General features: G+C 58.6%; 24 protein-coding genes. 7 read left to right on the top strand and 17 right to left on the bottom strand.

Features of this window, described 5'->3' with window-relative positions:
• Positions 1–210, bottom strand: a 210-nt coding sequence (locus HY028_05705) for a bacterioferritin (GenBank protein MBI3344335.1), incomplete at its 3' end; no start/stop codon positions are given.
• Positions 211–310: 100 nt separating this feature from the next.
• Positions 311–2422 (bottom strand): TonB-dependent receptor, encoded by a 2112-nt coding sequence (locus HY028_05700; protein MBI3344334.1) that lies wholly within the window; start codon positions 2420–2422, stop codon positions 311–313.
• 238 nt (positions 2423–2660) lie between these two features.
• On the opposite strand from HY028_05700, the gene HY028_05695 reads away from it, so the two are divergent.
• Positions 2661–2963, top strand: a complete 303-nt coding sequence (locus HY028_05695; GenBank protein ID MBI3344333.1) for a hypothetical protein — start codon at positions 2661–2663, stop codon at positions 2961–2963.
• 25 nt (positions 2964–2988) lie between these two features.
• On the opposite strand, the gene HY028_05690 is transcribed toward HY028_05695, so the two are convergent.
• The 8 genes from HY028_05690 to dnaA all read right to left on the bottom strand — a co-directional run bounded on the left by HY028_05690 (position 2989) and on the right by dnaA (position 10360).
• Positions 2989–3183, bottom strand: a complete 195-nt coding sequence (locus tag HY028_05690) for an energy transducer TonB (protein MBI3344332.1) — start codon at positions 3181–3183, stop codon at positions 2989–2991.
• Entirely contained in the window at positions 3177–3662 is a 486-nt protein-coding gene (locus HY028_05685; protein MBI3344331.1) for a hypothetical protein, read from the bottom strand. Before HY028_05685 ends, HY028_05690 begins: the two co-directional genes overlap by 7 nt.
• Positions 3659–4033: a biopolymer transporter ExbD gene (locus HY028_05680; protein ID MBI3344330.1), complete on the bottom strand. Its 375-nt coding sequence runs from the start codon at positions 4031–4033 to the stop codon at positions 3659–3661. Before HY028_05680 ends, HY028_05685 begins: the two co-directional genes overlap by 4 nt.
• Positions 4023–4454, bottom strand: coding sequence for a TonB-system energizer ExbB (exbB, locus tag HY028_05675; protein MBI3344329.1), 432 nt, complete (start codon positions 4452–4454; stop codon positions 4023–4025). Before exbB ends, HY028_05680 begins: the two co-directional genes overlap by 11 nt.
• A gap of 228 nt (positions 4455–4682) precedes the next feature.
• Positions 4683–5105, bottom strand: a complete 423-nt coding sequence (locus HY028_05670) for a CopD family protein (GenBank protein ID MBI3344328.1) — start codon at positions 5103–5105, stop codon at positions 4683–4685.
• A 41-nt stretch (positions 5106–5146) separates the two neighbouring features.
• Positions 5147–7567: a DNA topoisomerase (ATP-hydrolyzing) subunit B gene (gyrB, locus tag HY028_05665; protein MBI3344327.1), complete on the bottom strand. Its 2421-nt coding sequence runs from the start codon at positions 7565–7567 to the stop codon at positions 5147–5149.
• 112 nt (positions 7568–7679) lie between these two features.
• Entirely contained in the window at positions 7680–8786 is a 1107-nt protein-coding gene (dnaN, locus tag HY028_05660; protein ID MBI3344326.1) for a DNA polymerase III subunit beta, read from the bottom strand.
• A 215-nt stretch (positions 8787–9001) separates the two neighbouring features.
• Positions 9002–10360 carry a chromosomal replication initiator protein DnaA gene (dnaA, locus tag HY028_05655; GenBank protein MBI3344325.1) on the bottom strand — a complete coding sequence of 453 codons (1359 nt, stop codon included), beginning with the start codon at positions 10358–10360 and terminating at the stop codon, positions 9002–9004.
• 273 nt (positions 10361–10633) lie between these two features.
• On the opposite strand from dnaA, the gene rpmH reads away from it, so the two are divergent.
• Genes rpmH through mnmE form a run of 5 tightly spaced genes read left to right on the top strand, consistent with a single transcriptional unit; the run spans position 10634 to position 14469 of the window.
• On the top strand, positions 10634–10768 hold the full coding sequence (gene rpmH, locus HY028_05650; protein MBI3344324.1) for a 50S ribosomal protein L34: 135 nt from the start codon (positions 10634–10636) through the stop codon (positions 10766–10768).
• Positions 10769–10774: 6 nt separating this feature from the next.
• Positions 10775–11149 (top strand): ribonuclease P protein component, encoded by a 375-nt coding sequence (gene rnpA / locus HY028_05645; protein ID MBI3344323.1) that lies wholly within the window; start codon positions 10775–10777, stop codon positions 11147–11149.
• Positions 11121–11330 carry a membrane protein insertion efficiency factor YidD gene (yidD, locus tag HY028_05640; GenBank protein MBI3344322.1) on the top strand — a complete coding sequence of 70 codons (210 nt, stop codon included), beginning with the start codon at positions 11121–11123 and terminating at the stop codon, positions 11328–11330. The genes rnpA and yidD overlap by 29 nt, the downstream gene beginning before the upstream one ends.
• 21 nt (positions 11331–11351) lie before the next feature.
• Complete coding sequence (gene yidC, locus HY028_05635; GenBank protein ID MBI3344321.1) at positions 11352–13010, top strand: membrane protein insertase YidC; 1659 nt, start codon at positions 11352–11354, stop codon at positions 13008–13010.
• Between the two features lie 46 nt (positions 13011–13056).
• Complete coding sequence (gene mnmE, locus HY028_05630) at positions 13057–14469, top strand: tRNA uridine-5-carboxymethylaminomethyl(34) synthesis GTPase MnmE (protein ID MBI3344320.1); 1413 nt, start codon at positions 13057–13059, stop codon at positions 14467–14469.
• A gap of 227 nt (positions 14470–14696) precedes the next feature.
• Here mnmE and HY028_05625 read toward each other — a convergent pair whose 3' ends face one another.
• The 4 genes from HY028_05625 to HY028_05610 form a co-directional block, all read right to left on the bottom strand.
• Positions 14697–16667, bottom strand: a complete 1971-nt coding sequence (locus tag HY028_05625) for a DUF3488 domain-containing transglutaminase family protein (protein MBI3344319.1) — start codon at positions 16665–16667, stop codon at positions 14697–14699.
• Positions 16664–17623 (bottom strand): DUF58 domain-containing protein, encoded by a 960-nt coding sequence (locus HY028_05620; GenBank protein MBI3344318.1) that lies wholly within the window; start codon positions 17621–17623, stop codon positions 16664–16666. The genes HY028_05625 and HY028_05620 overlap by 4 nt, the downstream gene beginning before the upstream one ends.
• A gap of 10 nt (positions 17624–17633) precedes the next feature.
• A complete protein-coding gene (locus tag HY028_05615; GenBank protein ID MBI3344317.1) occupies positions 17634–18551 on the bottom strand; it encodes a MoxR family ATPase in 918 nt (305 codons plus the stop codon).
• Between the two features lie 102 nt (positions 18552–18653).
• Positions 18654–19097, bottom strand: coding sequence for an Rrf2 family transcriptional regulator (locus HY028_05610; GenBank protein MBI3344316.1), 444 nt, complete (start codon positions 19095–19097; stop codon positions 18654–18656).
• A 217-nt stretch (positions 19098–19314) separates the two neighbouring features.
• Between HY028_05610 and HY028_05605 the strand changes: the two genes are divergently transcribed.
• Entirely contained in the window at positions 19315–20241 is a 927-nt protein-coding gene (locus HY028_05605; GenBank protein ID MBI3344315.1) for a multicopper oxidase domain-containing protein, read from the top strand.
• Between the two features lie 77 nt (positions 20242–20318).
• Here HY028_05605 and HY028_05600 read toward each other — a convergent pair whose 3' ends face one another.
• The 3 genes from HY028_05600 to HY028_05590 form a co-directional block, all read right to left on the bottom strand.
• Positions 20319–20969, bottom strand: a complete 651-nt coding sequence (locus HY028_05600) for a cation/multidrug efflux pump (protein MBI3344314.1) — start codon at positions 20967–20969, stop codon at positions 20319–20321.
• A 57-nt stretch (positions 20970–21026) separates the two neighbouring features.
• Positions 21027–22355, bottom strand: coding sequence for a DEAD/DEAH box helicase (locus tag HY028_05595; protein ID MBI3344313.1), 1329 nt, complete (start codon positions 22353–22355; stop codon positions 21027–21029).
• 149 nt (positions 22356–22504) lie between these two features.
• The coding region (locus HY028_05590) for an IS3 family transposase (protein MBI3344312.1) at positions 22505–22614 on the bottom strand (110 nt) is incomplete at its 5' end.

The following is a 22614-nucleotide window of genomic DNA, read 5'->3' as shown; positions in this document are numbered from 1 at the left end:
GGGATGCGCTCCGAGCTGGGTGATCATCTCGCCCGCCTGCTGGGCATGAGACAAACCCTCGTTCGCCTGCTCGCGCAGCCAACTGACGATGGGAATACGGTTATAGCCATACACCATCAGCGCATAATGCGTGTAGCGCACAACGCCGGCCAGTTCCTGCTCGAGGATACGATTCAAAACTTCCGCTGCCGCCTTCTTGTCGAGTTCCATAATGTGCTCCTTGTCTTGTTCGTATGTTAGTCAGACACAGCCGCCGGGGATGGCCGTTTCAACATCCCCGGCGGCGCTGTTTAGCCTTACTCTTGCAGCCTCAAAACGCGTACTTGATTCCGGCCTGGATCAGACGCGGGCTGCCGGGCAGGATGCCGCGCGTGCGGTCCACGATATACTCCTTGTCGGTCAGGTTTTTCACCGTCAGGAACACCGTGGTGCGCTCGGGCTTGAAGTGGTAGTTCAGCGTGGCGTTCCAGGTCGTGTAGTCCGAGATCAACCCTAGCTGCCCGTTGGCCGAGGGTGCCTCGCTGCTGGCAAAGTCGCTGAACTGCTCGCTTACGTACACCGCTTCCAGTTGCGCATCCAACCCGCCCGCCGCGTAGCCTACGGCCGCCGTCAGCAGGTGCTTGGGCGCGTACGGCAGACGGTTGCCGGCCGCGCTGCCGGAGACGAGAGCGCCGCCGACCACTTGCGTGAAGGGAGTGGTCTGCTCCGCCGTGGGCAGCCAGGTGTAGGCCCCGCGCAGATACGGGCCGGAAGGCAGGCCCGCCCTGCCGGAGAGTTCGAGCCCCTGATACAGGGTCTCGCCCTGGGCGAGCGGCGTGCTGCCGCCGGCGATGGAGCCGACTGCGATCTGGCGCGAGAAGTCGTTGCGGAACAGCGTCGCCTGCAGGTTCGTGCCGGCCATCGGTTCGGCGCGCAGGCCGAGCTCCCCGTTGACGGACAGTTCGGGCCCGACATCGGTGCTGGTGCCGGTGCCGCCGATGATGTCCTCGGTGCGCGGCGGGGCGAAGCCGCGGTGCACGCCGGCGAACACGGTCAGCGCCTTGCCCGGGCTGTAAGTGCCGCCAAGGCTGGGAATCCACTGGCCGAGCGTGTCGCTGCCTGTGACGCCGGTGAGATTATTGGTGCGCGAACTGCCGATATGTTCAAAGCGCAGCCCGGGCGTCAGCGTCCAGTCACCGAGCAGGAAGCGGTTCTGCGCGAACACCGCGTAGGCATCGGTCTCGCGCAGGTTGTCCTCGGCTATGGTCCCGGTACGGGCGGTGGGCGAGGCGCCGTTCATCTGGAGTCGCTCCTGCGTCTCATAGTGGGCGCGCACACCCACGTCCGCCTCGCTGCTCACGCCGAACAGGTTGTGATTGACACGCAGGCGCGGTTCGATGCCCCAGGTGTAGTAGTCGCGCAGCCGTCCCTGGATCGAATTGCAGGTGTCGGGATTGACCGCCGTGCCGGCGAGCCGGGCGTCGTTAAAGCCGCACTGATTATCCGTGGTGGTGCTGGCCTGCCGCCACCAGTCGCGCACAAAAACCGAACCATAGAGATTGGTGGTCAACACCACATTATCATTGAGGACAAACTCATGGGTGGCCGATGCGCCGTACCGGTCGGCGTACATGAAGTCGTTCTTGAACGGGTTGTAGCGCGCGCCGAAATTCTGGTACTCCGCCTCGGTCAGCCCGGAATAGGTGACGTTGGAGTCTTCGCTGTAGTAGTTGGCGCGCAGCGTCAACGCCTGTTGCGCGCCCATGCCCAGCACGGCCTTGAAATTGGCGTCATTGAGTTCGGAATAGGTGTTGTCGCGCGCGCCGTCGCCCTGTTTGCGGATGTAATCGAACAACAGGCCGTTGCTGCCCCAGGTGCCGCCGTAGTTGACATGGCCATTTAGATAATCGCGGTTGCCGCCACTCAAGGTGATGGAACCGCCCGGCGTGGCGGGAGGCGTCGGGGTGATGTAGTTGATGACGCCGCCGATGGTCTGCGGCCCGTAGAGAATCTGGCCCGCGCCCTTCAGCACCTCAATACGTTGGTAACGGTCAATGGGCGGATGGTAGTAGCTGGCGTTGTCGCCGTAAGGGGCGTAGGAGAGCGGGACGCCGTCCTCCAGCAGTGTGATCTTGGTCGAGCGCGTCGGGTTGAGTCCGCGGATACCGATATTGGGGCGCAGGCCGAAACCCTCCTCGTCGCGCACGTTGATCCCCGGCAGCTTGCGCAAAGCCTCGCTGGTGGTGAACACGCGGCTCGTTTCCAGCGTCTGCTTGTCGAGGATCTCACCGGAACCGGGAATGCGCTCCAGCGCTTCTGGCGTGCCGATGACCTCCACCGTGGGCGCCTTGACGGACTTGTCCTCCTCTTGCGCCACCGCCACCGCCCCGGGCCAGGCTAAGGCCATCAAAACCGCGATATTGATTCTTTTCTTTGAAAACATGTTTTTTCTCCTCTTCCTCATCCGGTTACACACACGTTAAACAGCGGCCGTCAAGGCCATCCCTAAGTTTCAGGCATGGATATTAAACTTAATGAGAATGATTTGCAATAGTATTTATGATTTGTGCCTAGCCTATAGATTAAGGTGGACAGACGGAGGCACACAGGGCTTGCAATTTAAATATAAATGATTATCATTTGCATTAAGACGGATTGTTTTGCACGTGAGGGAATCATCCATGCGTTACAGCGTTGATGCCTGGCTGGAAAACGGCGCGCCCCGCCTGCGGCTGGTGGACGAACGGGGGGCGGTGCGCCTGGATTGGGTTTGCCGGGAGGATGCCGGGCGTGACTGCGCTGCGCGCACCGAGCTCCAGCGCCTGTTCAAGGATTTGTTTCTCCTTGCCGGTACGGCACGGATGTGCGAGATCGGTAGCGTTGGACAGGCGCTGGCCGATGCGTGTCTGACTTGCGGCGAATGCGAGCCGGAGCCCACGCGGCTCGGCGCGTGGGCGCAAAATCCTGCTAAGGAATCTCTCTGATCAAGTCCGCTCGAAGAAATCGAGCTTAGCGCTGAAGACGGTAAGCGACGGGAATGGTAAGCGTCGCCTGTTGCCAGGAGGGATTCTGTTCCAGTTCCAGCGGCGTGGAGGCGCGCAGCACTTTCAGGGCGTCCTGATCGAGCGCCTCGTGCCCCGAGCTTTGCTGGATTTCCGCATGCAGCAGGCGGCCGTCGGCGCCAATGACGGCCTTGATCAGCACCTCCCCCTCCGTGGCGCCTCTGGCTCACTCGGCTCCGCCTGTTCTATGACGGGAGTAACGGGAGCGGCGGATACAACCGCTTGTTGCTGAACCGGGGCAACGGCCTCGGTCACGGCAGGCGCGGTCTGCCGGGGCACAACCGGCTGGGGCACAACAGGGCGGCTAGGGCGCGGAGCGGGGGGGGGCTCACTCGGCTCCGCCTGTTCTATGACGGGAGTAACGGGAGCGGCGGATACAACCGCTTGTTGCTGAACCGGGGCAACGGCCTCGGTCACGGCAGGCGCGGGCGGCTGCACCATAGGCGCCGCCGGGGCGGCGGACAGAAACGCCACATCCCAGCGAAACGGCTCCGGCAGCGGAGGTTCTTCAGCTCCCATGGCGAACAGGATAAGGCCGCCGAGCACGCCATGCAGCACCAGCGACGTCCTCCAGCCATCCAGGCGCCCCGGGCTATAATTCTCGAACACAACCGCGCTCATGAACGCTCCACTTCCAGACTGACTTGCGTAAAGCCGGCGTCTTTAATGGTATCCACCAGCTTCACAAAACGCTCCAGCAGAGTGGCCCGATCCGCGCGCACGATAATCGGCGTTTCCCTGGCATAGCTTCCCAGCGCAACGTCCAGGGCATTCATCGCAACGGCCTGCTGGTTCACGTATACCCCGCCACCGGGCTGGAGCGTGATCACCACCGGCTTTTCCAGCGCCGCCGTGGCGTGCTTGGCCTTGGCCAGATCCACGGGAATCTGGCCGGTGGAAATAAAGGTGGCGGTGGTGAGTACGATGACCAGCAGCACCAGCATCACGTCCACCAGCGGGATGACGTTGATCTGGTCCAGATCATGATCCACGCTGCACCCCGGCCTGGTAGCGGGTGACCAGTTCCTTCACGCGCCGCCGCAGCATGTTATTCATCGCCACGCAGGGAATGGCGACCAGCAGGCCCACCGCGGTGGCCTTGAGCGCCAGGCTCAAGCCCACCATGATGGTGCGCACATCCATATTGCCCTGGGTGCCCATGGTATGAAAGGTAAGCATGATGCCGAACACCGTGCCGAGCAGGCCGATGTAGGGGGCGTTGGCCGCCACGGTACCGATTACGGTCAGCCGCCGGGTCAGCTCGGTTTCGAGCGCCTGGGCACTGGGAAACGCCATCACGTCAATGCGCCGGTACACGGACAGCCGCTCCACGGTAACGGCGACCGCCCATATGCTGAGCAGCACCAGCGTACCGATGACGCCGTAGTCAATCAAATTGGAAAGCAGGTTCATGATTCAGCACTCATAAAACTCTATAGCTCTAAATGATAACTGTAATTATTATCAATCTTGATGTCAATCCGGCTGTCCTGGCGTCGCTATAAGGGGTGGCCTCATTTTGAGGGCTGGAGAATAGGCCCGGGGGTGGCGGGAGGCCCTAGCAGGATAATGAAAAAGTCGCAGAAAGGCCCGAAACCATCATTCGCGGGAATGACGACTCCTATTTTACTCAGAGCTTCCTCAGAGCGGCTTAACGACGGCGAGGACGACGATAGCGAAAAGCAGCAGCACCGGTGCTTCATTGAGCCACCTGTAAAAGACGTGGTTGCGCCTGTTGCGGCCATACTTGAAATCCAGCATGAGCTTGCCGCAGTAAATGTGATAGGCGATCAACAGGGCGACCAAGAGTAGCTTGGCGTGTAACCAAACTGTGTGGGAATAGGCCGCCCAGGCGTAATCCCATAGCAGCCACAAGCCAAAAAAGACGGTCAGCACCGCCCACGGGGTAATAAACCAGAACAGCTTGCGTTCCATGATGACAAAGCGCGCCTGACCGGTCGCATCGTCGCATAGTGCGTGGTAGACAAATAGGCGGGGAAGGTAAAACAGACCGGCGAACCAGCTCACCATAAAGATGATGTGGAAGGCCCTAACCCAAAGCATCTCAACCCCCTCTATAACCCGTGGCGGTTCAGGTTGCGCCTTCAGATGTCCAGATGGGCGACGGAAAGCGCATTTTTTTCGATAAACTCGCGGCGCGGCTCCACTTGATCGCCCATCAGGGTGGTGAAGATCTCATCGGTGGCGATGGCGTCTTCCACCCGCACCCGCAACAGCCGGCGCATTTCGGGATTCAAGGTCGTTTCCCATAGTTGCGATGGGTTCATCTCACCCAAACCCTTGTAGCGCTGGATATGCAATCCGCGCTTGGCCTCTTCCATCAGCCATTCCAGGGCCTGCTTAAAACTGTAGACCTCCTGTGTACGTTCGCCGCGCTGGACATAGGCCCCCTCGCCCAGCAAGCCCTCGAGCTGCTGGCCGAGGGCCACCATGCTGCGGTACTCACCAGAGGCGAAAAACTCTCCACCCAGGGTCTGGTGCACGCTGAGCCCATGACTGGCGATAGTAAGGCGCGCGTGCTGCACGCCGGTCTCTTCATCCTGTTCCAAGGCAATCTGATAACACACCAGGGCGCCCATTCCGTTCAAGCGCCTCTCCAACTCCGTAAACCAGGCCTGCGCCTTGACTCGATCGTGCAAGGCAGCGGAATCCAGCTCGGAGAGATAAATCATCTTTTCCAGCGCGGCGGGATCGTAACGCCGCGCGAGGCGCTTGATGGTCGCCATGACAGTCAGATAGCCCTGCGCGAGGTCCTTCAACCCCACACTGCTGACTGCGGCGCCGTCCTTGCTCACATGCAGGCTCGCCTGTTCAAGGGCGGATTCCAGCAGGTTGGTGTTCAATTCGCTGTCGTCCTTGATGTAACGCTCCTGCTTACCCCTCTTGACCTTATAGAGCGGCGGCTGGGCGATGTAGATGTGGCCACGTTCGATAAGCTCGGGCATCTGACGGTAAAAAAAGGTCAGCAACAGGGTGCGGATATGGGAGCCGTCCACGTCGGCGTCGGTCATGATGATGATGCGATGATAGCGCAGCTTGTCCGGGTTAAATTCCTCGCGCCCTATCCCGCAGCCGAGCGCGGTGATCAGGGTACCGATCTCATCGGAGGAAAGCATCTTGTCAAAGCGCGCCTTTTCCACGTTCAATATCTTACCCTTGAGCGGCAGGATGGCTTGATACTTGCGATCGCGGCCCTGTTTGGCCGAGCCGCCTGCGGAATCACCCTCCACTAGGAACAACTCAGACAAGGCGGGATCCTTCTCCTGGCAGTCTGCGAGTTTACCGGGCAGTCCTGCGAGGTCCAGCGGACCCTTCCGGCGTGTAAGCTCTCTGGCCTTGCGGGCCGCTTCGCGGGCACGCGCCGCCTCGATGATCTTGGCGGTAATAGCCTTGGCCTCGGACGGATTTTCGAGTAAAAATTCCTGTAGCTTCTCTGCAACCACCGCTTCGACTATCGTTTTCACTTCCGACGAAACCAGCTTGTCCTTGGTCTGCGAAGAGAATTTCGGGTCCGGCACCCTGACCGAGAGAATTGCGGTAAGCCCCTCGCGTGCATCGTCGCCGATCGGACTTACCTTCGCCTTTTTTGCAATGCCTTCATTTTCTATGTACTGGTTAAGGGTGCGAGTCATAGCGCCACGCAAGCCGGCAAGGTGGGTGCCGCCGTCCTTTTGCGGGATGTTATTCGTAAAGCAGTAGACGTTCTCCTGATAAGAGTCGTTCCACTGCATAGCGACCTCCACCGTGACGCTATCCCTCTGGGTATTTATATATATCACATTGTTATGTATAGGATTTTTGTTTCTGTTGAGATGTTCGACGAAGGCCTTGATACCGCCCAGATATTCAAACTGATCGGTTTTTCCGGTACGCAAGTCGTTGAGATTGATATGTACACCTGGGTTTAAGAAGGAAAGCTCACGGAGCCGCTGCGCCAGTATGTCGTAATGGAACTGGATGCTGGTGAAGGTCTCGTGGCTGGGTTTGAAATACACCTCCGTGCCGGTTTCCTCGGTATCCCCTACAACAGCGAGTGGCGCCTGGGGTATACCGTGGCGGTATTCTTGAAGGTGAGTCTTGCCGTCCCGCTTAATGGTTAGCCGCAGATATTCCGACAGAGCGTTGACTACAGAGACGCCTACGCCGTGCAGACCGCCCGAAACCTTGTAGGAGTTGTCGTCGAATTTCCCGCCGGCGTGGAGAATGGTCATAATGACCTCTGCGGCGGATCTCCCCTCTTCGGCATGGATGTCTACCGGTATTCCGCGGCCATTGTCCCGGACAGTGATGCTTTCCTCCGGATGTATGGTGACGTCTATCTCCGTGCAGTATCCGGCTAGAGCCTCGTCCACCGCGTTATCCACAACCTCAAATACCATGTGGTGCAGCCCAGTACCGTCATCGGTGTCTCCGATATACATGCCAGGCCGTTTGCGGACCGCATCAAGCCCCTTCAAGACCTTGATGTTTGTGGAGTCGTAGGTAGGTTTATCTATGGGCTGCATATTACTTTTCATAGTGGAATTATAACATCGCGACTGTGATTATCCCTAATACTTGGGCTGTTGGACTTTGACAGACCCCTCACTACCGGCTGTTCCACGTGGAACATCGCGGCTATAGCCGCATCGGCATCACCACGTACTTACAGTTTTTCTTGCCCACACCCTGGATGAGACAACTGCTGTTCGGGTCGGACACCTCAATCTGAACTCTTTCGCCGCCTGTAGCCGTTATCGCGTCAAGGAGGTATGTCGCATTAAACCCGATTTCCAGATCGGAGCCCGCATACTCGATAGCCACCTCTTCCTCTGCCTCTTCCTGTTCTGGGTTGTGTGTGTGTAGCTTCATACTCCCGCCGCTCAACTGTAAACGCACGCTGCGGTACTTTTCATTTGCCAACACGGACGTCCGCACTAAGGCTTGTCTTAGTTGCTCGGTGTCTGCGGTGAGTGTCTTATCACACCTCGGCATGACCCCCCTGTAATCCGGGAACCGGCCGTCTATCAGTTTGCTGGTAATTAGACTTTCCCCTGTGTCGAACTGAATATGGTTGGTTCCTAGTCTGACTTCCACGTCACCACCCGTTTCGTTCAACACCCGTCCAATTTCTATAACCCCTTTACGCGGGATGATTACCTGCCTTTGTTCTGTCTCTTTAATTTCCGCAGGTGTTGTGCACATTGCGAGCCTATGTCCATCGGTTGCCACCAGATTAATCTCGTCCGTGCCTAACTCCAACATCATGCCGTTCAGGTAATATCGGACATCCTGTTGCGCCATAGCGAACTGTGTCTTGGTGATTGCATTTTTTAGCTGCGCCTGCGGGAGCCTGAAGGTTTGTGTTTTTTGCATCACCTCCATGCTGGGAAAGCCACTGGCCGGCAGCACCGATAGCGTAAAACGGCTCTTGCCGGATTTTACGATCGCCTGTTCCTTCCCTTTCGGCTGACTAAGCTCTATCACGGCCTGTTCCGGCAATGCCTTGCAAATGTCCAAAAACTTGCGCGCGGGCAACGTCACCTCACCGTCTTCGCCCACCTCTTCAACGTTTAGTGGACAGACAACCTCAAGCTCCAAGTCCGTGCCGGTCATGCTGCTTTGTTCTTTGCCTGTGCGTAGCAACAGATTTGAGAGGATCGGGAGCGTTTGTCTTCGTTCAATAACGCTGCATACTTGCTGAAGCGGCTTGATTAAGGCTTCTCGTTTTATTGTGCACTTCATGTTGGATCCTAAGCTGTAAGTTATAAGTATTTATTAAAATCTATTTATTATAATAATTAGTGGTCAAAATTCTGTGTATAAGTTGAAAAAGACATAAAAAAACAACTAGTTAATATTAAATAATGTTGTGCAGGGATAGCTGGGGCATAACTGCACAAGCTGTGGATATCTTACTATTAAACTGGGTGAGTAAAGTTATCCACAATCCACGCACATTAAGTGGTTAGTGTTCTTATTAAGATCGAATAATCTTCAATAAGTCGTGTATCGCTTTGTTTTAGCTCATGAATTTTTTTGCACGCATGCAACACAGTGGTGTGATCGCGACCGGAAAAAGCGGCTCCAATTTCGGGCAGACTATGATTGGTCAACTCCTTGGCTAACGCCATCGCTATCTGCCGTGGACGGACCAGGCTGCGGGGTCTTCTGGGAGACAGTAGATCGGTCATCCGGACCTTGTAGTATTCGGCGACGGTTTTTTGGATGTTCTCAATGGAAACCTGCCTGTCTTGCAGCGCCAGCAGATCCTTTAGGGCCTCTTTGGCAAAGTCTAAGGTAATGGCCTTACCCGTAAAGAGGGAGTTCGCGTTGACACGGCGCAGCGCACCCTCCAACTCGCGGATATTGGAGCGAAAACGTTTGGCGATAAAGAAACACACCTCTTGGGGTAAATCCATGTGCATCAGTTCCGCCTTGCTCATCAGGATAGCGACGCGGGTTTCGAGCTCGGGCGGCTCGATGACGACGGTGAGGCCCCAGCCGATACGTGAAGACAGACGCTCTTCCAGTCCCGGGACCTCTTTTGGGTAACGGTCACAGGTCAGGATGATTTGGTGCTTTCCCTCAAGCAGCGTATTAAATGTGTGGAAAAACTCCTCTTGTGAGCGCTCTTTCCCGGCGAAGAACTGAATGTCGTCTATGAGAAGTGCATCCAGGCCTCGGTAAAAACGCTTGAAGTCGCTCAAGGTATTGCGCTGCAAGGACGTCACCATATCCGCGACGAAACGCTCCGAGTGTAGATAAGCCACTTTTTTTTGAGGGTGGCGTTGTAGAACCGCATTGCCGACCGCGTGCATCAGATGTGTCTTGCCGAGTCCAACACCACCATAGATGAACAGGGGGTTATAGGCGCCGCCGATGTTCTCGGAGACCTGCAAAGAGGCCGCGCGCGCCATCTGGTTGGATTTACCGGCGACGAAATTGTCGAAGTTAAGATGAGGGTTAAGTTGGGTGTAGCGGCTTCCGTAAGCGGAGTCCGTCGTGCGCCGTGGCCCCGCAGGCGTATTCCCGGAATTAGCCGTCAGCCCGGCGCTGTGCCCGCCGATTTCCAGGGAAATACGCGGGGATGAGCCATTCTGCGCCTGTGTGATAAGCTCGGTGATCGTGTTAAGAAAGTGTTCGTTGACCCAATCCAGGACAAAACGATTGGGCGCCAGCAAGCGCAAAGATTGGTCGTCCTCAATGACATGGAGGGGGCGTATCCAGGTGTTAAACTGCTGTGCGGACAACTTGCTTTCTAATTGATCAAGACACCTTTTCCAGAGTTGCACAGGAAGCCCCCGACGGTACTGAATGAAAAATTCTTAAGGGTAGAGTCTATACCCGATCGGCCACCGTTAGCCACCCATTATTAATCATGACGCCGGTCAGGGAAGCTCTGAAAAAATCCTTCCGGCGTGAACACCGGTATGTAATGTAAACTAAGCTATATATACATAGTGGAACCGCCTGGTCAAGCAAGGGATATCTAAACAAATTTGACAACCGGCGCCTATAAATCTTACGATAGGCGGCTTTACTCAGACAGATATTAGTGTAGCGGCGGTGGCCGGTTAGGAAGTGACGAGATGAAGAGAACATTTCAACCTAGTGTGATCAAGCGTAAACGTACCCACGGTTTCCGTGCCCGTATGAGCACCCGCGGCGGGCGGCTGATTATTAAGGCGCGCCGGGCGAAGGGCAGGACACGACTGAGCGCCTGAGTTACATTGCGTAGCGGCGGGCGCGGGTTTCATAAATCATACAGGCTGCTGAAGCCTATAGAATTCAAGCGTGTCTTTCAACAGCCCACCCGGACCGGTGACAGGGCTCTTACGATACTGGCCCGCGAAAACGACAGGGGCCATGCGAGGCTTGGCCTTGCGATCTCAAGCAAGGCGGCCAGAAGCGCGGTCGTTCGTAACCGTATAAAGCGAGTTGCCCGCGAGACCTTTCGTCATCACCGGTTGCAGCTCGGCAGTTGTGACTACGTAATTACTTGCGGGAGCGCGATAGGCAACAAGTCGGCGCGGGAGCTACGCCTCGCTCTAGATAGATATTGGCACAACCTATCCAATGAGAAACATTCTGATTCATCTGATTAGCGCCTACCGGTATCTCGTCAGTCCATTCCTCGGCAGCTGCTGCCGGTTTACCCCCAGTTGTTCCTGTTATGCGCAAGACGCCATTGCTCGCCACGGTGTAATGAGTGGCGGTTGGCTGGCGCTGCGCAGGCTGGCGCGCTGTCACCCCTGGCATCCGGGCGGTGCAGACCCGGTCCCATAAAAATCCAGTTATAACCATCCAATGAATTTCGATAACAAACGACTCATCCTGCTGATGGCGCTGGGTTTTGTGCTGCTACTCATCTGGCAGGCCTGGCAGCAGGACTACGGCTCCAAACCACCGGTTGCGACGACGGCAACGGCCACGCCGGCCGCGTCACCCCAGCCCATGGACGTACCGACGGCCAAGCCCGGCGCGGCAGCGACAACCACCCCCCCCGCCGCGGCGCCCACGGCCGATAAGAGCGCGCTGCAACAAAGCGACTGGGTGCACGTCAGGACCGACGTGCTGGATCTTGCGATCAATACCGTCGGGGGCGATCTGCGCCGCTTGAATCTGCTCACCTATCCCATTGCGGCCGACAAGCCCGATCAGCCGTTTCCGCTGTTGAACGATGCCCCCGACAAGTTGTTTATCGCACAAAGCGGGCTGTTGGCGGGCGATAAGGGGCCGGATCATCATGCCGTATTCACACCGGAACAAACCAATTATCAACTAGCTCCAGGCGCGAATGAGCTGAAGGTGCGTCTGAACTGGAGCGGCCCTGACGGGATCAAGATCATCAAGGTCTACACCCTGCGGCGGGCGAGCTACGAGATCAAGCTGGATTATGAGGTTCACAACGGCTCGTCACAGGAATGGCGCGGCCGGGTGTATGGTCAATTCCAGCGCGTGGAAGAGGCTAACCCCTCTTACTTCATCTATACCTACACCGGGGGTGTGCTCTCCAGCCCGGAAAACAAGTATGAAAAGATCAAATTCGGCGATATGGCTGATAAGGACCTCAGCCGTGAAGTAAAGGGCGGATGGGCCGCAATGCTGCAGCATTATTTTGTCGGGGCGTGGATACCGGACGCCGGCGGGCTTAATCATTACTACAGTAAAGCACTGGAGGGCCCGCGCTACGTATTCGGTGTGGTGATGCCCGAGGCCGTCGTCGCGCCGGGGCAGACGGCGACGCTGGGGACGCGATTATATGCCGGTCCCAAACTGCAGGATCATCTGCAAGAGGTCGCGCCCAGCCTCGAACTCACCGTGGATTACGGGTTGTTGACGATCCTCGCTCAACCCATCTTCTGGCTACTTAAATATATTCATCACGTGGTCGGCAACTGGGGCTGGGCCATCGTGATTCTGACCTTATTGATCAAGCTCGCGTTCTACCGCCTGTCGGCCGCCAGCTACCGCTCGATGGCGAACATGCGTCGGATGCAACCGCGCATCGCCGCGCTCAAGGAGCGTTACGGTGAGGACCGGCAGAAGATGAGCCAGGCGATGATGGAGCTGTACAAAACCGAGAAGATCAATCCGCTGGGCGGCTGTCTGCCGGTGGTGGTGCAGATTCCCGTCTTCATCGCGTTGTACTGGGTGTTGCTGGAGAGCGTGGAGTTGCGCCAGGCGGATTTCGTCCTGTGGATCTATGACTTGTCGACGAAGGATCCATATTATGTCCTGCCGTTGTTGATGGGCGCTACGATGCTGATTCAGCAAAAGCTGAGCCCCGCCCCGCCTGACCCCGTACAAGCCAAGGTGATGACGATACTGCCGATCGTGTTTACCCTGTTTTTCGCCTTTTTCCCGGCGGGCCTGGTGCTGTACTGGGTGGTCAACAACACCCTGTCCATTGCTCAGCAGTGGTATATCACACGTAAGATAGACGCAGTAGCGAGCAGTAAATAACAAGATGGCGTGCCTTTTCTTGCAACGTGCTACTTGAAACTTGCCACTGTTTTTTAAAGACACCATCGTCGCCCCTGCAACTCCGCCAGGACGAGGCGGAGTCGGCATCATACGCATCTCCGGTCCACATGCGCGGGAGATCGCGCAGCAAATTCTCGGTACTATTCCTGCTCCGCGCCATGCGCGCGCGTGCACATTCTATGACACCTACGGCGGAGCGATAGACAACGGCGTTGCGCTATACTTTCCCGCGCCGCACTCGTTTACCGGCGAGGATGTTCTGGAGCTGCAAGGCCATGGCGGCCCGGTGTTGATGGACATGCTGGTCAGGCGCGTGATCGAACTCGGCGGCCGCTTCGCGCGGCCGGGAGAATTTTCCGAGCGCGCCTTCCTGAATAACAAGCTGGATCTAGCCCAGGCCGAGGCGATCGCCGATCTTATCGCAAGCGGCACGGAACAGGCCGCAAAGGCGGCGCTGCGATCGCTGCAGGGCGAGTTCTCGGCGCGGATTCACGCCCTGGTCGAAAAGATCATCGCGCTTAGGAGTTATATCGAGGCTGCTATAGATTTTCCCGACGAGGAAGTGGATTATCTCGCCGACGCCAGCGTGATGATGCGTCTCGATGAGTTGTGCGGCGAGATGACTATAGTGTTAAACGGCGCCCGGCAGGGAAACCTGCTGACTGAAGGGATGAGTGTGGTGGTCGCGGGGAAGCCCAACGCCGGCAAGTCCAGCCTGTTAAACCGCTTCGCCGGACGCGAGGCGGCGATCGTCACCGAGATACCCGGCACCACGCGCGATGTGCTGCGCGAACACATCCATATAGACGGCCTGCCGCTGCACATCATAGACACCGCCGGCCTGCGTGAGGGTGGAGATCCGGTTGAGCAAGAAGGTATACGCCGTGCCTGGAATGAGATTGGGCGTGCCGACGCAGTGCTGTTAGTCACTGAAAACCAGGAGGCGCTCGATGAGCATGAGAGAGCCATCGTCAAGCAGTTGCCACCCGGCGTCCCGCTCACTATCGTTCACAATAAGATTGATCTTGCGACGCACAGGGAAGCGCTAGTGTCGCGGGAGGCAGGACGCCGGGAGAGACCCGGGAGCGAGCCGACGCTAAAGATCGCGGAAAAAGAACACGAAAACATTTCCGAAATATGGCTTTCAGCCAAAACCGGTGTGGGCCTAGATCTGCTGCGCGTACACCTCAAGCAGTGCGCCGGTTATCAAGACACAACCGAAGGCATCTTCTCCGCCCGCCGCCGTCATCTCAATGCGCTGCACCGTGCACAGGATGCGATCCTGAACGGCCGGCGGCAGTTGAAGGAAAGCCGCGCCGGTGAATTGCTCGCAGAGGAATTGCGTCAGGCGCAGAGCGCGCTTTCGGAGATTACCGGTGAGTTTAGCAGTGAAGATTTGCTGGGACGGATCTTTTCGAGTTTTTGCATAGGAAAGTAAAATAAAGAAGCCCGCTCTCCTTGCTGGAGAGTCATGGGATCTTCTAGGGCGGCGAGCGCGCTCGCCGGGCCGCCTGGCTACATAAAGGTAAAGAAAAAGATGAAGGTAAAGGCCAGCAGGGCGATAGGCACCAAGTCGTCGTCGCTCATGGTATATCCTCCACGTTACGCTGAGATATTTTCGGCTACGCGCCTACTCTAAACCTAAACGGTGCGGTTAGGAAGATCTCAAGGCCGAAAACCGCGTACCTGTTGCCGGAGGCGAGTCAGCCATTGCGGCTGAGGGTGGGCGCCGTAACGCAGCGCGGTGTAAAGCTGAGTGATCAGCCTGACCTGGGACGCAAGCTCCGGACGCAATGCCGAGGCGCGAGCGGCGAACTGCAGCGGTCCCTCGGCGGGCATACGCGGCACGCCACGGCGCGCGAGCCGCTTGCAGAAGGTCTGGTAGTAGCGGACGACGGGCTCTATCGGCGGCCGGCGCGCCCAGAGCGCGGCGGTCAACAGCAATGACCCCGCGATGCAGCCGCCCAACACTATCGCCAGCACAATGGCGCTGTTGCGAAATTCTTGCAAGCCCCAATCATCAAACAACCGGCGCTGACGCTCATGATCATAGCCCAACACCCACTGGTTCCAGCCGTGATCGAGGGTATCCCAGCCGAGGCGCACGGTGTGCCACATGCCCGCCAACAGACCTTGCTGCGCAGGGTCGCGCTCACGTTCCGTAAAGAGCGCCCGCACACCACGCTCAATGCGCGCAGGAGAAACGGCGGCGGTTGGATCCGTGCGCACCCAGCCGCGATCTTGCAGCCACACCTCCACCCAGGCGTGGGCGTCCGATTGGCGCACGATGAGGTAATCGCCCATGGGGTTCAATTCGCCGCCCTGGTAACCCGTGACGACGCGCGCCGGTATGCCCGCCGCGCGCATCAGCAGTGCGAAGGCGGAGGCGTAATGTTCACAAAAACCGCGCCGGGTCTTGAACAGAAAGGCGTCCATCGGGTGCTCGCTGCCGGTGAGCCGTGGCGGATTCAAGGTGTAGAAAAATGGCTGTGTGCGAAAATAATCCAGGGCGCGCTGAATTACCTGTTCGGGTTGATTCGCTTGCGCCCGCCAACGTTGCGCGAGCGCCTGTAAACGGGGATTGGTGTCCGCGGGCATGTTGAGCGCGCGCTGTCGCTCCCGGCGGGTGAGCGGGCCGGTGTTGTAGCTTGTATAGGAGCTCATCACATAGCGCAGACGCTCGTGCAGCGGCTCTTTGGTATACAACTGAAGGTCGTGCGTGGCGTAGGCGAAGGGCGGCGCCGAGGCGGGCAGGTCGAGGGCGAATAGCCAGGTGCGATGGTGCGGCTCCAGGGTCACGGTATAGTTGACGGCGGGCAGATACCCGGTAAACGCGAGCGGCTCGGCGAGCGCGAGGTTCGGCGCCGCCCTCCACCCCGCGCCATCGGTCTCCCACAGCACGGGGCCGCGCCAGTAGCGCTGCCTGGGCGGAGGGATGGGGCCGGCGAAGGTCACCCGGAAGGCGACCGCATCGGACCGGGCAAGCCGGCTGATGCGGCCGGGCTCCATTTTGTCATCCAAACCCGTCATGCCGCTGTAGCTATCCTCCGGCATGCCCCACAAGGGACTGCTCACGCGGGGGAATAACACGAACAAGACCAGCATCACGGGCAGCGCCGGGGCGAGGAGCTTGCCGGCGAATTGTAGATTGGCGGCAAGACCGGGGTAGTCGCGGCTGCGGTGCAGATCAATCAGCGCCGCCGTGATGACGGTCACCACCGCCAGCATATACGCGCCCATGAAGATCGTCTGCGAATAGAGAAAGCTGGTGATGACCAGAAAATAGGCCAGCACGATCGCGACGAAGGCGTCGCGGCGCGTGCGCATCTCCAGGAGTTTCAGGCTCAGCATAACGAGCAGCAAGGCGACGCCGCCGTCACGCCCGAACAAGGTGTTGAAGCTGAAATAGACACCCGCGAGGGCGAGCGCCGTGAGGGAGAGGCGCAACCAGGCACTGGGCAGACGCCAGCCGCGCACCGCGCACAGCCAGCGCCACACACCCAGCAGCAGACAAAAGCCGCTGATCCATACCGGAAGGTGCGCAACATGCGGGGCGCTGACCAGCGCCAGGGCGCCGAGTATCCACAGCAAGGTGCGGGTGCGCAGGTGGTAGGTGTGGTCCTCGCCCTGTTTCATTGGGCGAGTTCAAACAGCGCCAAGCTGCGCAGACACGCCGCCCTGTGCGCCTCGCCCTGCGCGGGGACGAGGGTGAGGCCAGGCAGGCGCAGGCCGTAGCGCAGGCCCGCAGTATGGGCGTCCAGCACCCAGCGGCACAACCGGCTCAAGCGGGCTTCGGTGTCCGGTTCGTTCACGGCATTCCACTCCAGCCACAGCTCGCTCGGCCCGCCGCCAAACTGTTTGCTCCACAGACCTTGTTCGCGGGCGGCGAGTTTCCAGTGGATGTGATGCAACGGCTCGCCGCGCTGGTGGGCGCGCAGCCCGGCAAAATCATCGCCGCCTTTCTGCCCAGGCCCGCTGTCAAGCTCGTCGCCGCCGGACGGATACGGCTTATACCCGGCGGCGGGTTGCGGGTAGACGAGACAACGCATATCGAGGTCAAGCGGCGACCAGGTCCAAAACAGGCCGAGCGGAAATCGTGTCGAGACCGTGAAACGCCCCATCTTGAGCAGGCCGCGCCGGGGGGCCGGGTGCAGCAGTTGCACCGTGCTGATCTCATTCGGCGGCAGGTCGGTGAGTTGCGCGGGCAGACCGGCCAGTTGAAAGGAAACGCTGTAGCGCATAGCGCCGGGATTGGCGGCATGGAGGACAAAGCTGGCCGGTTCGCCCGCAAACACCGGCTCGCACCGCGCGGCGCCGATCTCCAGTCCGGCGAGATTGAGATAGGTGTACAGGATGGAGACCAACGCAAGGCCGCCGAGCAGAAAGGTGAGTAAAAAGCCGAGGCTGTTGGCGTAGTTGACCGAACCCAGCAGCATCACCGCAAGCAGCGCTGCGAACAGCAAGCCGTAACGGGTCGGCAGTATGAATATCCGGTGCAGATTGAGCCGGACCGGCCCCGTCTGCGGGCCTTCGCCTTTCAGAAACCGGGCGGGGCGAAACCTCCATAGCAAACCTTGCGTCTGAACCGGCACGCTGCACCCGTCAGGGTATTGCTACGGCGTCCAGCAACTGCCGCACCCATTGCGCGGGCGCTTGCCCGCTGTGCTCCAGGCTGGGCCGCAGACGATGCCCGATCACCCCCGGGAGCACCGTCTGCACGTCCTCAGGGAGGACGTGATCGCGCCCTTCCAGCAGCGCCCAGGCCTGGGCGCTGTGCAGGGCGGCGAGCCCGGCGCGCGGCGACAGTCCGGTTTTATAGTGACTGGAGCGGCGCGAAAACTCCAACAGCGCCTGCAGATAATCGAGCAAGGCCTCGGATATATGCACGTGCCGCACGGCCTCTTGAGTCTCGATGAGCTGGGTCGGCGTCAAACAGGGTTCGATCGCTGTCAGCACCGCGCGGCGATCCTGTCCCTTGAGCAGCGCGCGCTCTGCCGCCGGACCGGGATAGCCGATCTCGATACACATCATAAAGCGGTCCAACTGCGACTCCGGCAGAGGGAAGGTGCCGATCAAGTGCATAGGGTTCTGCGTGGCGATGACAAAAAACGGCTCCGGCAGCGCGAGCGTCTCGCCCTCGATGGTCACTTGATGCTCTTCCATCGCCTCCAACAATGCGCTCTGCGTCTTGGGCGTGGTGCGGTTGATCTCATCGGCGAGCAGCACCTGGGCGAAGATCGGCCCGGGGTGAAACTTAAAACTTGCGCTGTCGCGCTCGTACACCGACACCCCCAGGATGTCCGCCGGCAGCAGGTCGCTGGTGAACTGGATACGGTTAAACTTAAGCCCCAGGATCTTGGCCAGCACGTGCGCGAGCGTCGTCTTGCCGACTCCCGGCAGATCCTCGATCAACAAATGGCCGCGCGCCATCAGGCAGGCCAGAGCCAGGCGTATCGTATGTTCCTTGCCGAGGATGATCGCGCCGGCTTGTTGTACCGTTTTGTCGAGTAATGTCTTCATGCGGGATCAGTATATTCCATTTGATAATCATCGGCAGAACAGCGCGGGACTTGAGGGGGGCTGGGGAATTTGGAAATCTGCTGCAGCATCTGGCGAGGGTTCTTATAACTTAGCGCGGAGGGATATGTTGTGCGGGGCAGTCTTCGACGGACTGAGCAGATCCGCGAGAGTATAAGCATCCAGCGTGCCTAGAAAACCCTTAAGCGCCTTGCCGAGCACGAACTTAAGATTGCAGGCCGGCAGCAGGGGGCAGGTTTTGTTGTCCGGGTTAAAGCACTCGGCGACATGAAAGCTTTCCTCCATGTCGCGCACCACGTCACCGATATTAATCATCCCCGGGCGCCGCGCCAGCCGCATGCCGCCATGCTTGCCGCGTAGCGTTTCGATATAGCCATGCAAGGCCAGACGATGGGCGATCTTCATCAGATGGTTGCGTGAAATGCGGTAATAAGAGGCCACTTCCGGGATAGTCGCCAGGCAGTCCGGATGTTGGCCGAGGTAGATCAGCAGGCGTAACGAGTAATCGGTATGTCGGGTAAGTTGCATGAGTGTGATCTATGCCGGGCAGCATAATACACAGCCACCCCACCGGCTAGTCTTATAATAAGAAGTACAGGATATACATTTTATATAATGATAATTCAATGAGTTCTTGCCATTTTAGCTCGGCATATTGACAGCACGAATAATAAGATGTATATATTATACATCTTTAATCGTGCGCAATAACGCCAAGGAGACCACCATGCAACGCCTCAGCCACATGCCTCACCGTCTGCTCATCAGCGCCATGATCCTGGCCGCTGGCGTCACAATACAACCGGTATCCGCTGCAACCGTAGAAGTAACGCTGCACGCCAAAGAAGTGGACCTGCCGATAGACAACAAGGGAACGCTCTACCCCACCTGGACCTTCGACGGCAAAGTCCCCGGCCCGGTGGTGCGCGTGACAGAGGGAGATGTCGTCAAATTTACCCTGATTAACGATAAGGACAGCAAGCATCCGCACTCCATGGATTTTCACGCCGCACAGTTGGACGTGGTGAAAGACTTTGCCAGCGTGGCGCCCGGTGAGCAAAAGAGCTACAGCTTCAAGGCCAATTACCCCGGTGTATTTTTTTACCACTGCGGTTCCGATCCCATGATGCAGCATCTCGCGCGCGGCATGTTCGGCGCCATCATCGTGGATCCGAAAGATCCGAAGGCGATGTCCAAGGCCGACCGCGAATATGTCCTGATTCAATCCGAGTTATACAAAGACCCGGACAACGTGGATGACATGATGGCCAACAAGTGGAGCAACGTGGTATTTAACGGCGGTATATTCAGATACGATCCCGTTCATGACGCTGCGGCAAAAAATCTTTTGCAGGCCAAGCCCGGTGAGCGCGTACGCATTTATTTCGTGAACGCAGGCCCCAATGAATTTTCATCGTTCCATTCCATCGCAGGGATCTGGGATCGTGTCTATCCCTCCGGCAACCCGAAGAACGCGCTGCGCGGCTTGCAAAGCTACGTAGTCGGGCCGGGCGACGGCGCCTCCTTTGATCTCATCTCTCCGGTCGAAGGGGCAAACGCCATTGTGACCCACTCTTTGCGCGCGGCCATGACCGGCGCCATTGCGATCATCAAATTCTCCAAAGACGCCGATCCCAAGATGGGCCGCGGCGATCAGATTTTGATTCGCTGAGTGTTAGTATAATGATCGCAGGGCTGGTTACGGCGCTAGCCCTAATCCGCCCTGCAGTTGCTGTGGACCTTGTAAACTTAATGCCACTGCTCGACCGCGCTACGCGCCGGTTCATTGAGCGGGCGCGCAACAAGCCCCGATTGCGTCACGCTCACCGCATAGAGGGCATTATCAGCCATAGGGAGATAGGCTGCGCTGCCGTAAAGCGTATCCACCCAGGGCAGCCATTCATTGTAACGCTTGGCCAAGGTCCATAAGTCCAGCTTGGGATCTTCCGATAAGGCGTAGACACTGTGCACATCACCGCGCTCTTGTTCGATAGCGCGGTAGCGTCCGCTCAGACGGTCGAGCCGGTAGGCGGTGTCAAAACCGATCAACGTGGCATAGCCGCGCCATTTCAAGATGCGGGCATCAAGCTGCCAGTCATCACCGCGCACATCGAATACCTTCTGTTCGCCGGAAGGGTAGCGGATATTTACCTGGTAATATTGTGGGCCCAAGGTATGAAAGCGCAGCTCGGCCAGCGGTTGTTCGGCGATCAAGCGATGGTAGGTGTAAAAGTTGCCGAGCAGGGAAAAAGTTAAAGCCGCAAAGGCAACGAGTAGGGCGCCACTGAAACCTTGCAGGCCGCCGCTAAAAAACCGGCCGCGCCCCAGCCGCCGCAGACCAAACCATAAAAGCAGCAGACCAAAAAAACCGGCGGCAATAATGACGGCTTCAAAGCTCATGACAAAGTGTTATTTGGCGTGTAGCCCAACAATGAAATCCTGAAAAGATAATCTCAATCAGCGCGGCCTCCCCCTGTTCCCCGCCCGGCCTGCGCCGGTTTTAGGTCCCGGCCGGGGTGTTTTCTGACGTGGCTGTTGCACCGCGCCGGAGTTTCCGCGGCGCTCCGTTTTGGCCTTCGCCCGGCCGCGGTCTTCCGCCTTCTTGGCGCGAATACCCGCGATGCGCTCCGCCAGCGGCACCTCGAGGCGCGCCTCCGGCTTTGCGCTGTAGTCGAAGTCGGGCACGGTCACGCGCGGCAGCCGCTTGCCGACCACACGCTCGATGCTCTTCAACTCGCCCTCCTCTTGCGGCGAGACGAAGGTGAACGCGTCGCCGGTCAACTCCGCCCGGCCGGTGCGGCCGATGCGGTGGATGTAGTCTTCGGGGACCAACGGCACGTCGAAGTTGACCACGTGGCCGAGCGCTTCGACATCGATGCCGCGGGCGGCGATGTCCGTCGCCACCAGCACGCGGTACTTGCCGCTCTTGAACCCGGCGAGTGCGGCGGTGCGCTGCGCCTGGGAACGATTGCCGTGGATGCGCTCGGCGTTAATCCCGTTTTTAACCAGATATTCCGCGAGGCGGTTTGCCCGATGTTTGGTGCGCGTGAACACGAGCGCCTCTTCCATGTCGCCCCGTTTGAGGAGCGCTAAAAAGAGCGCCGACTTGAGTTCCTGCGCGACCGGGTAGACCGCCTGGGTGATGCCGACCTCGGGTGTGGACTGGCGCTCGAGGTTGATCATGGCGGGATCACGCAGCATCTCGCGCGTGAGCGTGGCGATCGGCGCGGGCATGGTGGCGCTGAAGAACAGCGTCTGCCGGCGCGCGGGGATGTGGCGCAACACACGGCGGATGTCCGGTAGAAATCCCATGTCGAGCATGCGGTCGGCCTCGTCGAGGACCAGATATTCGAGCCCGTCGAGCTTCGCATACGGCGCCCTGAAGTGGTCGAGCAGGCGGCCGGGCGTGGCGATGAGGACGTCCGCCCCGCTGCGGAAGGCATGCTCCTGCGGCCCCATACCCACGCCGCCAAAGATCGCCGCGCCGGTGATCGGGGTGTGCACCGCGAGATCGTTCAGGTCTTCAAGTATTTGCGCCGCAAGTTCGCGCGTCGGCGTGAGCACCAGGGCGTGCGTCTTGCCGCGCGGCTTGTCTATCAGCTTGTGCAGGATCGGCAGCAGGAACGCTGCGGTCTTGCCGCTCCCGGTCATCGCACAGGCGAGGATGTCTTTTCCCTCCAGAGCCGGCGGGATGGCGTCGGCCTGGATCGGCGTCGGGCGGGTGAAGCCAAGATCCTTGAGGCCCTTGAGGAGGTTCGGGTGAAGCTTGAGAGTGGTGAATGGCATATAGAATCCTTATGGAAGAGTGCGGGGGGCCGCCGGACAGGGAAAAGGAAAAGGGGGGTCAGGTTCAGGGGAAAAGGTCAAAATGCAAAATGGGGGTCAATGCAAAATGGGGGTCAGGTTGAGGCATACCCGATTTCACGGACACAGGGTTAGGGGACAACAGCGTTTTCTTCATACTGCATCGGACTCACGTAACCGAGTGTTTGATGTAGCCGTTCTCGATTGTAAAACACTTCAATCCACTCGAAGAGGGCGCTTC

The sequence above is a fragment of the Gammaproteobacteria bacterium genome, from assembly GCA_016195665.1.
GTDB lineage: Bacteria > Pseudomonadota > Gammaproteobacteria > SURF-13 > SURF-13 > JACPZD01.
Note: the sequence above shows the minus strand (reverse complement) of the source record. Positions and strands in the feature narration are given on the sequence as shown.

Bases quoted from the DNA above. Each gene is read 5' to 3' on its own strand.
- HY028_05625 (MBI3344319.1), bottom strand. From the start codon at position 16,667: ATGAAACAGGGCGAGGACCACACCTACCACCTGCGCACCCGCACCTTG.
- gyrB (MBI3344327.1), bottom strand. From the start codon at position 7,567: ATGCAGCCCATAGATAAACCTACCTACGACTCCACAAACATCAAGGTC.
- yidD (MBI3344322.1), top strand. From the start codon at position 11,121: ATGAGAAACATTCTGATTCATCTGATTAGCGCCTACCGGTATCTCGTC.
- HY028_05600 (MBI3344314.1), bottom strand. From the start codon at position 20,969: ATGAGCTTTGAAGCCGTCATTATTGCCGCCGGTTTTTTTGGTCTGCTG.
- HY028_05685 (MBI3344331.1), bottom strand. From the start codon at position 3,662: ATGAGCGCGGTTGTGTTCGAGAATTATAGCCCGGGGCGCCTGGATGGC.
- rpmH (MBI3344324.1), top strand. From the start codon at position 10,634: ATGAAGAGAACATTTCAACCTAGTGTGATCAAGCGTAAACGTACCCAC.
- yidC (MBI3344321.1), top strand. From the start codon at position 11,352: ATGAATTTCGATAACAAACGACTCATCCTGCTGATGGCGCTGGGTTTT.
- HY028_05670 (MBI3344328.1), bottom strand. From the start codon at position 5,105: ATGCTTTGGGTTAGGGCCTTCCACATCATCTTTATGGTGAGCTGGTTC.
- HY028_05615 (MBI3344317.1), bottom strand. From the start codon at position 18,551: ATGAAGACATTACTCGACAAAACGGTACAACAAGCCGGCGCGATCATC.
- dnaN (MBI3344326.1), bottom strand. From the start codon at position 8,786: ATGAAGTGCACAATAAAACGAGAAGCCTTAATCAAGCCGCTTCAGCAA.
- HY028_05700 (MBI3344334.1), bottom strand. From the start codon at position 2,422: ATGTTTTCAAAGAAAAGAATCAATATCGCGGTTTTGATGGCCTTAGCC.
- exbB (MBI3344329.1), bottom strand. From the start codon at position 4,454: ATGAACCTGCTTTCCAATTTGATTGACTACGGCGTCATCGGTACGCTG.
- HY028_05610 (MBI3344316.1), bottom strand. From the start codon at position 19,097: ATGCAACTTACCCGACATACCGATTACTCGTTACGCCTGCTGATCTAC.
- HY028_05605 (MBI3344315.1), top strand. From the start codon at position 19,315: ATGCCTCACCGTCTGCTCATCAGCGCCATGATCCTGGCCGCTGGCGTC.
- HY028_05695 (MBI3344333.1), top strand. From the start codon at position 2,661: ATGCGTTACAGCGTTGATGCCTGGCTGGAAAACGGCGCGCCCCGCCTG.
- HY028_05595 (MBI3344313.1), bottom strand. From the start codon at position 22,355: ATGCCATTCACCACTCTCAAGCTTCACCCGAACCTCCTCAAGGGCCTC.